Origin of the sequence: Bacteroides difficilis (genome assembly GCF_048319815.1) — a bacterium.
Classification (GTDB): Bacteria; Bacteroidota; Bacteroidia; order Bacteroidales; family Bacteroidaceae; genus Bacteroides; species Bacteroides zhangwenhongii.
This window is the reverse complement of sequence record NZ_CP182814.1, coordinates 1,110,346-1,124,576: the sequence shown is the minus strand read 5'-3', so window position 1 is coordinate 1,124,576 and position 14,231 is coordinate 1,110,346. Positions and strand designations below refer to the sequence as shown.

Here is a 14,231-nt window from a genome sequence, read left to right as displayed (position 1 = left end):
AGTATATTAGATTCTAAATTTTATAATCCCAGCTTAGCCGAAATCTCCAACATCCGTTGAATCGGCTTCACAGCTTTCTTCGCTACCTCCGGATCCACCGTAATTTCCGGTGATTCATTCTTCAGACACTCATACAGCTTCTCTAACGTATTCAACCGCATAAAGCTACATTCATTACAGCCGCACGTACTATCATTCGGAGGAGCGGGAATAAACACTGTTTGCGGACACTTCTTCTGCATCTCATGCAAGATACCTGATTCGGTAGCCACAATATATGTATTTTCGGAATGATTCACGGCGTACTTCAACAGAGCAGCTGTAGAACCTACCACATCCGCCAGTTTCAGTACCGTACTCTTACATTCGGGATGTGCCAGCACCAATGCTTCGGGATGTTGTGCTTTCAGCTCCACAATCTTTTCAACAGAGAACTGTTCGTGCACATGGCAGGCTCCGTCCCAAAGTAACATATTGCGGTTCGTAACTGAGTTGATATAATTTCCCAAATTCCTATCCGGACCAAAAATTATTTTCTCATCTTTGGGGAAGCTTTCCACGATCTGCTTCGCATTAGTGGAAGTCACCACTACATCCGTTACCGCTTTCACGGCAGCTGTCGTATTGACGTACGAAATAACGGTGTATCCGGGATGCTCTTTGACAAACTGCGCAAACTTATCCGCCGGACAACTGTCTGCCAACGAACAGCCTGCCGCCATATCGGGAACCAATACTTTTTTCTCCGGACAAAGAACCTTTGCCGTTTCACCCATAAAGTGAACACCGCACATCACGATGATGTCTGCTTTCGTTTTCGCCGCCCATTGGGCCAATGCCAAACTGTCACCAACGTAATCGGCGATATCTTGTATCTCACCCTTCTGGTAGTAGTGCCCCAGAATGATTGCATTCTTCTCTTTCTTCAGCTCGTTTATAGCTTTTATTAGTTCATTCATTATTATATTCTTTTTTCCTTCTTTTAAAAAAAATCCTTTGTTAGTGATGATAGCCTGTTAATAATGTTAGCAAATAAATACGATTTTCCTTGCCTGATAAGTTATTAGTTCATACTTCTGCTTTATGAGTCCATTATAAACTGAATAAATAAGAAGATATCTTATCCTACTTGCTTTATTATCAATGGAAATATCCTCAAATTGAAGTTATATATTAACTCTCTGTTGATAAAGTGCAAAGTTAAAAACTTTATGGATATAAACAGGCAGATAAGTGCTGAAAAATATGTTTATGTCTGTGTAGAAAGTTTAGAGTTTATTTTTTGGAATGTTCATAAAGAAGCCTCCTTATATCTTCTTTTGAATAATGCAAGAATTATTTTTCAAAATCTTTGCCGATAGTTTTGACAGGTTTTAAACCGTTATCAACATCTCTGTTAACAGAAAAGAGTTACCTTTGCGACAAGAACGCAATATAAAGGAAACAAGAACATCATATAAAGAAAAGACGTATGCGTAAACTGAAAATAACAGAGTTGAACCGTATTAGTGCCGAAGAGTTCAAACAAGCCGAAAAACTGCCTTTGGTAGTGGTGCTGGACGATATTCGTAGTCTGCATAATATAGGTTCCGTATTTCGTACATCGGATGCATTCCGTATTGAATGTATCTACCTTTGTGGCATAACGGCCACTCCTCCACACCCCGAAATGCATAAGACGGCTTTGGGTGCTGAGTTCACTGTCGATTGGAAGTATGTTAATAACGCTGTTGATGCGGTTGATAACCTCCGGAGAGAGGGGTATGTTGTCTATTCCGTAGAACAGGCGGAAGGAAGCATTATGTTGGATAAGCTCGAATTGGATAAGACTAAAAAATACGCCATTGTGATGGGAAATGAAGTGAAAGGAGTGCAGCAGGAAGTTATCAACCACTCGGATGGTTGTATAGAAATTCCCCAATACGGAACCAAGCACTCCTTGAATGTTTCGGTAACCACCGGGATTGTCATTTGGGATTTGTTTAAGAAACTACGTTAAGAACACAATTCCGTATTGGTTAATAAATGGTTGATAACCGGTTTATTATTTAGTTAATTCTCTGATTATTAAAGGTTCTTATTTTGTTAATAACTATCCGGTAACTTTAATGTGAATAGCTGTCAGAACAGTTATTAATAAGTTGCTTGTCAGTTGTTAATAGCTGAGTTTTCAACTGTTAATACTTGACAGATCAGTTATTAATACTTGAAAACTCAATTATTAATAGCCGGCAATTCGGTTATCAACAGTTGAGTTAATAGCTTCTGTGAATTAGTGGATAATGTATCAGATTTGTCCGTTCTCCACCATCAAAACCACACGTTCTGTTAGCTTGTCTTCTCCTTGCGGATCATATTCCTTTTTCAGGCTAGCACCGAACAGTGCGGCAAATGCCTGATAGAATCCTGCTTTGAAAGGTCCCATAAATGCTTTCACCAGTTCATAACTGGTTTGGTTACTTTGGCGGTCTATTAGCTTTATCAACAATTTCCCTTGTGCGAAAGAGAGTTTTTTCATTCGGGCGGTATATTGCTCTTTCAACCCTTTTTCTACCCGTTTGATGTGTTTTTGGCGTGCTTTTTCATTGGGCAGAGTTTGAAGATATTCGTAAGTTTCGATGATAGCCTGGTTGATTTCTTTAGAGATAGGATATACCTTTTTCACGTTGCGTATGAGGCGATAGTACTCTCTGCGTTCTTTTTCATTCTTGAATTTCAGCGGACGGAAGATATACACAGTTCTTAACTGGACACATGGAATCGTATCTCCATTGTAGATACACATCGGAACCAAGTATCCATTGATGCTTTGCTTTTCCTGCGCCTGCGTTTTCAGCGAACAGCAAACGATGGCAAACAGCGTCATTACTACTATGTTAAGCCTTCTTTTCACGGTACAAAAATAGAACTAAAATTTTATTATTTAGTCTTTTCACAAAGATGTTAACCTATTTAAAGTATCTTTGCGCCCTTGTCTGCAAAGAAAGCAAGGAATAAAATACTTTTTATTGATGAAAACTACTCAACTAATCCGGTTGATAAGTATTATAAACAGCCTGTTCATAATTCCTGCTTGTAGTGCTCAAAACCCCGCTGAAAGTCTTTTAGAGGATATTCTCGAAGATTTATCTGTTAATAATGATATTGATAACTCTGTGAATACCTTGAATTGGGAAAATGAATTGGAAGAACTTTCCGGTCGTTTGAAAGAACCGGTTAATTTGAATATCGCCACTCGTGAACAACTTGAACAATTTCCTTTTCTGAGCGATATTCAGATTGAACATCTGTTGGCATATATCTATATTCACGGACAGATGAAAACTATTTATGAACTTCAGTTGGTAGAGGATATAGACAGGCAGACTATCCAGTATCTATTGCCTTTTGTTTATGTAGAAGCTATTAACAATGAACCTGCTTTTCAGTGGAAAACCATGTTGAAAAGTGCAGCTAAATATGGTAAGCATGAAGTGCTAACCCGCATGGATATACCGTTTTATAAGCGTAAAGGTTATGAACATACCTATCTGGGACCTTCTGTTTATAACTCTGTGAAATATGGTTTTCGATATAGTGATCGGCTTTATGCGGGAGTGGTTGTCGAGAAAGATGCGGGAGAGCCTTTCGGAGCTTTGCATAATCGGTACGGCTATGATTATTATTCTTTTTATCTGCTGTTGAAAAACTGTGGTCGGTTGAAAACATTAGCTGTTGGTAACTATCGGTTAAGTTTCGGTCAAGGGCTAGTGGTTAGTACGGATTATCTGATGGGGAAAACGATCTATGCTTCTTCTTTCAATAATCGTAGCGGTGGAATAAAGAAACACTCTTCTACGGACGAATACAATTACTTTCGGGGAGTGGCGGCTACGGTGAGTGTAGATAATCATTGGGATGTTTCCGCATTTTATTCACATCGGAAAAAGGATGGAGTGCTAACCGACGGAGAGATTACATCTATTTATAAAACCGGACTGCATCGGAGCCGGAAAGAAGCGGATAAGCGGAACTTGTTCACATTACAGTCGGCAGGTGGAAATATAACTTATCAACAGAACCGTATCAAGTTGGGTATCACCGGTATTTACTATGTTTTCAACCGACCGTATGAACCGGAATTAACAGGCTATTCCAAATACAATCTTCATGGGAATAACTTTTATAACTTGGGAGTAGATTATGCTTATCGCTGGCATCGTTTTTCTTTTCAGGGAGAGACGGCGATGGGAAAACAAGGTTGGGCTTCTTTGAACCGTTTGCAATATTCACCGGTTCAGAACACGAGACTTATGTTGATACACCGGTTCTATTCCTATAATTATTGGGCAATGTTCGCTCATTCTTTTGGGGAAGGAAGTACGACCCAGAATGAGCAGGGATATTATTTCGGGTTGGAAACCTCTCCTTTTGCCCGTTGGAGGTTTTTTGCTTCATTCGACTTGTTTTTCTTTCCGTGGAAAAAATACAGAGTCAATAAAGCTTCTCGTGGAGCGGATGTACTGCTTCAATCTACTTTTACTCCGCAAAATAATATTTCGATGGATTTGAAGTACCGTTATAAACGAAAAGAGCGTGATTGGACGGGTAGTAAAGGAGCATTGACACTTCCTGTCTTTCACCACCAACTTCGTTATCGTTTGAACTATTCTTTGAAAGAAGTGTTTAGCAGTCGTACAACTTTAGATTATAATCATTTTCATTTTCAGGACAGAGCTGCTAACATCGGATATCAGGTTACACAGATGATATCCTCCCAACTGCCTTGGGCCAGGCTGTTTGCTGACGTTCAAGGCAGTTACTTTTATACCGACAGTTATGATTCGCGCGTATATGCATCCGAGAAAGGGCTACTCTATACATTTTATACTCCTTCATTTCAAGGATGCGGATTTCGATACAGTATTCGGCTGAGATATGAACCGAACAAACACTGGTTGTTCATAACCAAGTTCGGAGAGACGGTCTACCTAGATCGTAACGAGATAGGTTCCGGTAATGATTTGATACGCGGAAATAAAAAAGCAGATGTGCAAATGCAACTCCGTATTAAGTTTTAAACTATCTTTGTCAATCGGAAAAACAATAAGAGACTACGATATTCATGGAAGATAAAGCCACTTTTGACAAAATGTTTAATGAATGGTATGCGCAATTTGTATATTTTGCATACTATTTCATCAATGATGCTGAAGTCTGTCGTGATATCGTAAGTGATGCCTTTGAGTATTTGTGGCGCAATTATGATAAGATAGAAGAAACTACGGCAAAGACTTATCTTTATACAATTATCCGTACCCGTTGTATCGATTACCTTCGTAAGCAAAACATCCATGAAGAATATGTGGAATTTGCTTCGCAGTTGGCAAGTCGGATCGTAGAATCCCATTCTCATGAGTCGGACAATCGTATTTTACTTATTCGCAAAGCGATGGAAAAGCTGACACCTTATAATTGTCGGATTCTGGAAGCGTGTTACATTCAGAACAAGAAATATAAAGAAGTGGCGGAAGAACTGAATGTCAGTGTAGCTGCTATTCATAAAAATATAGTAAAAGCTTTGCGTATTCTCCGTGAAGAATTAGGGCAAAAAGGTAACCAAGATGAACTTTAAATCGTAAATATATATATCGAATAAATGATTTATGGACACTAAAGATATAAATATAAGTAAGTCGGAAGAAGAAGCTCTGAAAATAATGGAGGATACTTCCAGTGTCACTTCCGGACAGATACAAAGTTTAAAGGAAGATGAAGAATGTATGCAGATATGCAGTGATATGGCGGAGCTTGCCATAGAGATGCGGAAAGCGAAAAATACACTGGCAATTGATACACAGAAAGAGCTAGCTGATTTTCATCGTAAACATTCTGAAGATAATAAGCACAGAAAAAATACTTCTCTCTTTTGGATAAGTTTTGCCGGAGTGGCGGCAACGGTTATCGTTGTATTGGTTTTGCGTGGGATGTTATTTTCATCGGAACCGGAACATATTCAAGTCTTTCAGGCAAAAGTTTCCGCTCAGGAAGTCACTTTGCAGGTAGACGATGAAAAAGAAGCCAAGCCTCTGGAAGAAATTGTGCAAACATTTCCTTCTACTATTGCCCAAGTCTCTTCAAAAGGAGTGGATTATCGTCCTGTACAGACTGAAAACAAGGAAATGAGAAAGGCTAAAGTTCAAATACACAGATTGAGTATTCCTAGGGGGCAAACATTTACGGTTGTTTTGTCTGACGGCACCGAAGTACTGATGAACTCGGACAGCCGTTTGTGCTATCCTACGGTTTTCAAGGGAAAAGAAAGAGTGGTTACGTTGGAAGGTGAAGCTTATTTTAAAGTGGTTAAAGATACCGGACATCCTTTTATCGTAAAGAGCGGTAATACACAGGTTCGTGTGCTTGGGACCGAGTTTAACGTTAGAAGTTATTCTCCTGCCGAAATTTGCGTCACGCTGATAAAAGGAAAAGTAGCGGTTAGCGATACTTGTGGAGTACATGCCGTGGAAATGAAACCGGGACAGAGTGCGCATTTGTCTTCTGATGGAGCATACGTTGTAAATGAAGTTGATATAGAGTCATTCTTGTATTGGAAGGAAGGATTTTTCTATTTCGACAATGTTGCCTTAGTTAACATGATGAAAGAGATAGGACGGTGGTATAATATAGATATAGAGTTCCGTAATAGCAAAATTATGGATTATCGGATGCATTTCTTTGCAAATCGTCACCAAGATATTTATCATCTGATCGAATTATTGAATCGTATGGAGAGCTTTACCGCTTCTTTGGAAACAGGAAAGCTTATTATTGAATAAAAGACGAGCAAAAAGACATAAATCTGAATAAAAGAGTATATTTCTGAAAAATAACTCCTTTTAAGGGTAACCATTCTTTTTTAAACTTCGTATACAATTTAAAGAATGAAATATTACTTAACTATTATTCAGGCTTATGAAAAAGAATCGGGCACAGAAGTTCATTGTTTTGTTCTTGCTTTCTCTTTTTGCATATTCGTTGCATACGCAGGCGCAAGAAGAAAAAGGGAAGCAGATCACGATGGAGTTTAGAAACGAAGGGCTGCCTTCTGTTTTTAAACGTTTGGAGAAAATATCGGGATATAAAGTACTTTTTATCTACGATGAAATCAGTTCTTACACAGCCACAGGCAAAGTGGAAAAAGCTACAATCGACGGAGCATTGAAGGTGATTATAGGAAAGCACCCGTTGAAATATCACATCGACGGCCAGTTTATCAATATCACGAAAAAGACCGCTAAAGTGATACGGGAAGTAAAAGGAAAAGTGCTTTCCGAAGAAGATGGCTTTCCGGTGATTGGAGCGACCGTTATGGTGGAGGATGCGAATATCAGTACCATTACGGATAATAACGGAAATTTTAAACTCTCCGATGTTCCACAAGATAATCAGGTCAGAGTATCGTATGTGGGTATGCAGACTCAGTTATTGAATCCCACTTCTTATATGTCGGTAGTGATGAAAACAGACACGAAAGCATTGAACGAAGTAGTGGTGACCGGTATGTTCAACCGCAAGAAAGAAGGTTTTACCGGTTCGTCCGTCACTATCAAAGGGGAGGATTTGAAGAAATACAGTACAAATAATGTAGCTAAAGCATTGGCTGCCGTTGCTCCCGGACTGCGTATCGTTGATAATATAAACATGGGTTCCAATCCGAACAATTTGCCTGATATGCGTATGCGCGGCGGTGCTAGTATGGATTTGGAATCAAGAGGTGCGGTTGATTTCAATTCGGCCAATAATGATGTTATTGCCGTTCAAGGTGAGTATGAAACTTACGCAAATCAACCGTTGCTGATTATGGATGGTTTTGAAATTGGTATACAGACACTAGCCGATTTGGATCCCGACCGCGTTTCTTCTATTGTTCTGTTGAAGGATGCTGCCGCTACAGCGATATATGGTTCGCGTGCTGCGAATGGAGTAATCGTAATTGAAAGTAAAACTCCCAAACCCGGACGTATCTGGGTTACATACGGAGGTGAACTTCGTATTGAAACTCCGGATTTGACAGGATATAATTTAATGGATGCAAGAGAGAAACTGGATGCGGAATTGAAAGGAGGGGTTTATACGTATGGCGGGGAAACACTGGAAAAGTGGAGACTTTATCAGTCTAAATTGCGTGAAGTATTGGCGGGAGTAAATACATATTGGTTGGATAAGCCTTTACAGACTTCTATTCAACAACGCCACACTGTCACTTTGGAAGGAGGTGATGAGGCATTACGCTATCGGATGTATGTCGGATATAATAATTCTCCGGGTGTAATGAAAGACAGTAAGCGTGATGTATTGACAGGTTCATTGGATTTTCAGTATCGTTTGAAGAAAGTATTGTTGAAGAATAGTATAACTCTTGATAATTCGGTTGCTAATGAGTCTCCGTGGGGAAGTTTCAGTGAATATACCCGTTTGAACCCTTATTTACGTCCTTATGGAGAAGATGGAGAAATTCAGAAACGTTTGGATAACTTTGAAGGAATAGGAGGTGATTCGAATTACTTGAATCCGATGTATAACACTACATTCAACAGTAAGGATCAAAGTAAGAATTTTGCTGTACGCGAGCTTTTTAAAGTAGAATACAATCCTACTGAAGAACTTCGTTTGGAAGGTGCGTTTTCGTTATCGAAAAGTGTAGGACATCGCGATATTTTCCGTCCTGCACAACATACTGCGTTTGATGATGTGACCGATCCTACTCTGAGAGGTGATTATCGCAGAAGCCAAAGTGAATCGGTTAGTTGGGGAGTAGATTTAACAGGAAGTTGGAATAAACAACTGAGAGATCATTATCTGACAGCTAATGCCCGTATGAGTGTATTAGAGAATACTTCGGAAACTTTTGGTAACTATGTTACAGGTTTCCCGAATGATAATATGGATAATTTATTATTTGGTAAAAAGTATAATGAAAAAGTAACCGGTTTGGAAAGCACCAGTCGGTCTATCGGTTGGGTAGCAGCCGGAGGATATTCATATAAATATAAGTATTCGTTTGATTTCAATATACGTTTGGACGGTTCTTCTCAATTTGGAAAAGATAATCGATGGGCTCCTTTCTGGTCGACTGGATTGCGCTGGGATTTAAAGAAAGAAAACTTCTTGAAAAACGTCTCTTTTATTTCCGACCTGATATTGAGAGGTACTTATGGTACTACCGGTTCACAAGGGTTTGACCCTTATCAGGCACATGGGTATTATACATATGCTAACCTGCTGCTGCCTTATTATTCATCAGATGCTACCGGTTCGGAGATTCTGGCAATGCACAATGAAAGTTTAAAATGGCAAACTACCAAAAGTACCAATTTAGCGTTGGAACTGGGACTATTTGACCAGCGTTTTACCGCTCGTATAGAATATTACCGTAAAATAACCGATAATATGATTACTCAGGTTAGTCTTGCACCTTCCGTTGGTTTTCCCCAATATCCCGAGAACATCGGTAAGATAGAGAATAAAGGTTGGGAGATCAGTCTTTCTGCTATTCCTTATAAGAATACTGCCAAACAAGCTTATTGGACCATTATGGTGAACGGTTCGCATAATGCTGACAAATTATTAAAAATATCAGAAGCGATGAAACACATGAATGATCAGAATTCATTAAAGCTAAAAGATATGCCATTACCCCGCTATGAAGAAGGAGAATCTCTTTCCCGTATTTGGGTAGTGCGTTCGTTGGGTATTGATCCGGCTTCTGGAGATGAAATTTTGTTGAAACGCAATGGAGAAATGACAAGTGCTGTCAATTGGAATGCGAATGATGTAGTACCAATTGGTAATACGGAACCTAAATGGCAAGGATATATTAATTCCTCTTTTACTTATATGGGATGGGGAGCCGATGTAAGTTTCAGATATCAGTTTGGTGGTCAGGTATACAATCAGACTTTACTTGATAAAGTGGAAAATGCGAATTTGAAATATAATGCTGACCGCAGAGTATCTCAACTCCGTTGGATGAACCCGGGTGATAAGGCACAGTTCCGTGCTATTAATTCTACGGGATGGGAAACGAAGGCTACTTCCCGTTTTATTATGGATGAAAATGTATTTCAGGGAAGTTCTTTATCGGTCTATTATCGTATGGACCGTACGAATACTAAGTTTATCGGCCATTGGGGATTGAGTTCGGCTAAGGTATCTTTCAATATGGAAGATTTCTTCTACTTGTCTACTGTAAAACGTGAAAGAGGTTTATATTATCCTTACTCACGTCAGTTCACATTTTCTTTGAATGTAGGTTTCTAATTAAAAACATATTTGTATGAAACATATTATATATATACTATTAACGACAATGGTGCTGGGGATTGTGTCCTGCAGTGATTGGTTGGATGTCTCTCCGAAAACTTCTATTCCTGCCGATAAGCAATTTGAATCGGAATCCGGGTTCAAGGATGCTCTTACGGGTATTTACTTAAAATTAGGAACAAGAGAGTTATATGCCGGAGATTTGACTTATGGATATTTGGATGAATTGGCAGGTTTATATACAAATTATCCCGGTTATAATACGAATACCGTTTTTAATCAAAGTATTGTGTTTGATTATGAAAATCAGTTCTTAAGTAAAAAGAACGGGATTTATGCAGATATGTATACTATCATCGCCAATATTAATAATTTTCTGGAATATGTAGATAAGAATAAAGACGTATTGGTAACGGAACGATTTTATGAAACTATGAAAGGAGAAGCTCTCGGACTCCGGGCTTTTCTTCATTTTGACTTATTACGTTTGTTTGGTCCGGTTTATAAAAAGAATCCTGCGTCTGAGGCTATTCCTTATCGTATAGCTTTCAATAAAGATGCTACTCCTATTCTATCAGCAGATGAAGTGGTAAACGCTATTTTGAAAGATTTGAATGAGGCTGAAAAACTTCTGAAAGAGAATGACCCGTGTGACTTTTTTACAGATCATGAAAATGAAGCATACAAAGATAAGAATCATTTTCTTGTGAATCGTGAGTTCAGGATGAATCTGTATGCTGTGAAAGCAATGTTAGCTCGTGTATATTGTTATAAAGGGGATGTGGAAAGCCGGAAATTGGCTGTGGAATATGCCAGAGAGGTAATTGGAGCTTCTAAATATTTTACTTTATATAAATCACAAACGGCTGCTAATTATAATTCCATACGATATGCAGAGCAGATTTTCGGAATAACAGTAAATGAATTTTCTAATTTACTTTCGGATAATGGTATGGATATGGAAAGTGTCAATACGGAATATCACTTCATGACTTCAAAAGAAAATTATGAATTATTTTATGAAACTGAAGGAGCCGGTAATACGGATTGGAGACGTTTGGCTGTGATGTTCACTGTCGTAAATTCTTCAGACGGAAGCGGAGTCGTTTTTAGTAGAAAGTATAATCAAAAGCCGCTGACAGTGTCTTATAACTATTCTGGAGCTAATGCGGTACCTTTGATTCGTCTGCCGGAAATGTATTATATCGTAGCGGAATGTGCCACTATTCCTTCGGAGAGCGCCGAAGCATTGAATACAGTCCGTTTTGCGCGGGGCATTTCTTATAATGACGAGATTCTAACCGATGGCTATGATAATGTTGATGCTGCTTCGGAAGAGAATAAGCAACAGACTAAGCGCGTCAATGAAATTATGAAAGAATATAGAAAAGAGTATTTTGCCGAGGGGCAACTTTTCTATTTCTTGAAAGCGCATGATTATAGTACTTATTATGGTTGTGGAGTAGAAGCTATGACCGATGCACATTATCAGGTGACTCTGCCGGATAATGAGTATATTTTTGGAAATAACTCTAAATGATGAAGCATTATGAAAAGAATTATATATTTTGCTTTACTGATTCTTATCAGTGGTGTATATATGGGGTGCAGTGAAAATGAAATAGAGCTGTACAATCAGACACCTCGTATTAATTTTTATGGAAATACACATTTACGTATTCTTATTGATACGGATTATGTGAAGAAAGAACCTTATTCAGTAGATAGTTTTACCGTACAGATTCAAGGGGATCTTTTGAAAGAAAGCCGTGATTTTTGTGTAAAAGTAACTCCGAACAGTAATTATAAAAATTCTGTAGATGTGTTATTGAACGATAAGTATACATATACTTCTTTGGATACTATCCATCAGGTCTTTTATTTTAGATTTACTCGTCCGGAAATGAAGAAAGGTAAGAATTTATATGGTTGTAATCTCGAATTTGATTTAGATAATTCTGCACATAAGTTTGATAAAGGGTTGGTAGAAAAGAATCAGATAATTTTTTCTGTGAGATGGGAAATTGAACCTGATGAGTGGGATTGGGAATGGGGAGACTATAGTGATGCCAAATATATGTTTATGATGGATATATTGGGACATACATCGGAAGATGTAGAAGATACTGATGCCGATAAGGCTAAAGTTGTAGATGCTTATGCAAATTATAAAGCAGAAGGTAACCCTCCTATTTTGGATGAAGATGGAAATGAAATAAGTTTTGAATAAGATTAAAAGAAACTATTATGAAAAAGTATATCATCTATATAATAAGTTTTGTTGTAGTAGCTTTGTTGCAGATAAGCTGCTATGATGATAAAGGGGATTATGATTATCATGAAGTAAATTCAATGGAAGTCAAAATACCTGAAACAAAGTTACGTATGCCGAAAGACGAAGCGGTGGAAGTATCTATTGTACCGGAGATTTCTCAAACGTTAGAGCAGAATGAAGCCAATCTTGTATTTCAATGGAAAAAGACCAAGAAAGGAGTAAAGGCCGGTTCGGAAAGAATGATCGATTATGAAGATTATTCTGTAGGAAAAGAATGTAAGATAACGGTTGAACCCTATGAATCAGAAAATATAGGTTTAATGGTAGTAGTTACAGATAGGAAGAACGGAACAACTTGGTATCAGACTGGGGAAGTTGCTATTATTCGACCTTTAAATCCTTGTTGGTTTATATTACAAGAAAAGGAAGAAAGTGGTATATTAGGAGCTATCGAAGGTACTCCAGAGGGGTATTATGTTTATTCTGATGTATTTAAGTCGGAATTGAATCAGGCTTTTCCACTTAGTGGAAAACCTTTGGCTGTTAGTGCAAGAAAAAATTATGGAAATTCGGATTTGGCAACCATGTTATCTTTTTTAGGTTTTAAGGTAATTCCGGCATTGATGTTAGTTACAGATTGTGATTTGTCATTATTTACTCCGAGTACGTTGAAACCAATATACCGATCTGATAAAATACTTTTTGAACCGGTCAATAAGGGAGAATCTTTAAAGATTGAATCTTATAAAATGAGTACTCATGGCGAATTATTTGTGAATAATGGAAAGGCATATTGTGCTTTTATGGATGCTTTCTGCGTTCCATACTCAGTGAAAAGCGGTAACGAGTATCCTGCTATTTCCGCTTTTGGTTCTTATGAAGGTGGGTTGTTGTTTTTCGATAAAGTAAACCATTGTTTTCTTAATGCTTCTCTTCCTGGTACTTTTGATTATATGGGGAATCAGGCTACACAAAATATACGTAGGTTTGGAACTCCTTGGAGCGACCAAAAGCCGGTGAGCATTTATTCAATGGAAGATGACGCTAATGTTTTTGATCCGGATGCCATAGACCCGTCGTTACAAGTGAAAGATATAATTACCGGAGGAAGCGATGGCAATTATGCCTATGCTGTCACTGCTCCTTTCAACGGAAAAGAACTCACGGTCTTTAAGTTTAGTGCGGATTGGGAAAATGAGGATCCTACTTGCGCTGCTAAATATACAATAGCTGTCCCTTCGGAGGTGGATGTAGAAACAGCTAAATTTGCTGCTTCTTATGCCTATACGGCAAATATCATATTTATGGCTTCCGGTAATAAATTGTATCGTATCAACCTTGACCGTGGGCAAGTGACAGAACTTTATGCTTATGAAGTCGATTCATCGTCACAAATTGCTAGTCTTAAATTTAAGGATCCCGAAAGTGTGAGAGAAGAAAATGATGAGGAAGTGGAGGGAGAATATAAGGAAAAATTAGGAATGTGTCTTGGGCTTGGTATCAATACAGGTGAGAAGGGGGTGGTTGTAGAAATACAGTTGACAATGGCAGGTGATATTTCTCGTGAAGAGAGAAGTATTTGTGTTTACGAAGATCCTAATCAGCCTATTGGTAAGATAGTGGATATCACTTACAATTATGAATAATGATATGT

10 protein-coding genes are annotated in these 14,231 nt (G+C 38.3%); 8 read left to right on the top strand and 2 right to left on the bottom strand.

Annotation, left to right across the window (positions count from 1 at the left end; genetic code table 11):
* Nucleotides 1–20: 20 nt before the first annotated feature.
* Entirely contained in the window at nt 21–959 is a 939-nt protein-coding gene (nadA, locus tag ACNOGP_RS04255; protein WP_418214153.1) for a quinolinate synthase NadA, read from the bottom strand.
* A gap of 512 nt (nt 960–1,471) precedes the next feature.
* Between nadA and ACNOGP_RS04250 the strand changes: the two genes are divergently transcribed.
* A complete protein-coding gene (locus ACNOGP_RS04250; protein ID WP_195476904.1) occupies nt 1,472–1,999 on the top strand; it encodes an RNA methyltransferase in 528 nt (175 codons plus the stop codon).
* Nucleotides 2,000–2,287: 288 nt separating this feature from the next.
* Here ACNOGP_RS04250 and ACNOGP_RS04245 read toward each other — a convergent pair whose 3' ends face one another.
* Nucleotides 2,288–2,866 (bottom strand): DUF4294 domain-containing protein, encoded by a 579-nt coding sequence (locus tag ACNOGP_RS04245; protein ID WP_195629386.1) that lies wholly within the window; start codon nt 2,864–2,866, stop codon nt 2,288–2,290.
* A gap of 145 nt (nt 2,867–3,011) precedes the next feature.
* Here ACNOGP_RS04245 and ACNOGP_RS04240 point away from each other — a divergent pair, with 145 nt between their 5' ends.
* From ACNOGP_RS04240 to ACNOGP_RS04210, 7 genes are all read left to right on the top strand, one after another.
* The gene (locus tag ACNOGP_RS04240; RefSeq protein ID WP_418214152.1) at nt 3,012–5,060 is read left to right on the top strand and encodes a helix-hairpin-helix domain-containing protein; all 2,049 of its coding nucleotides are present in this window, start codon (nt 3,012–3,014) and stop codon (nt 5,058–5,060) included.
* A gap of 44 nt (nt 5,061–5,104) precedes the next feature.
* Nucleotides 5,105–5,614, top strand: coding sequence for a sigma-70 family RNA polymerase sigma factor (locus ACNOGP_RS04235; protein WP_186966212.1), 510 nt, complete (start codon nt 5,105–5,107; stop codon nt 5,612–5,614).
* A 31-nt stretch (nt 5,615–5,645) separates the two neighbouring features.
* Complete coding sequence (locus ACNOGP_RS04230) at nt 5,646–6,815, top strand: FecR family protein (RefSeq protein WP_418214151.1); 1,170 nt, start codon at nt 5,646–5,648, stop codon at nt 6,813–6,815.
* Nucleotides 6,816–6,951: 136 nt separating this feature from the next.
* Nucleotides 6,952–10,299, top strand: a complete 3,348-nt coding sequence (locus tag ACNOGP_RS04225) for a SusC/RagA family TonB-linked outer membrane protein (RefSeq protein WP_186966213.1) — start codon at nt 6,952–6,954, stop codon at nt 10,297–10,299.
* A gap of 16 nt (nt 10,300–10,315) precedes the next feature.
* Complete coding sequence (locus ACNOGP_RS04220) at nt 10,316–11,842, top strand: RagB/SusD family nutrient uptake outer membrane protein (RefSeq protein WP_418214150.1); 1,527 nt, start codon at nt 10,316–10,318, stop codon at nt 11,840–11,842.
* Nucleotides 11,843–11,851: 9 nt separating this feature from the next.
* Nucleotides 11,852–12,532: a DUF4843 domain-containing protein gene (locus ACNOGP_RS04215; RefSeq protein WP_418214149.1), complete on the top strand. Its 681-nt coding sequence runs from the start codon at nt 11,852–11,854 to the stop codon at nt 12,530–12,532.
* Between the two features lie 17 nt (nt 12,533–12,549).
* Nucleotides 12,550–14,223 (top strand): PKD-like family lipoprotein, encoded by a 1,674-nt coding sequence (locus ACNOGP_RS04210; protein ID WP_418214148.1) that lies wholly within the window; start codon nt 12,550–12,552, stop codon nt 14,221–14,223.
* Nucleotides 14,224–14,231: the final 8 nt, after the last annotated feature.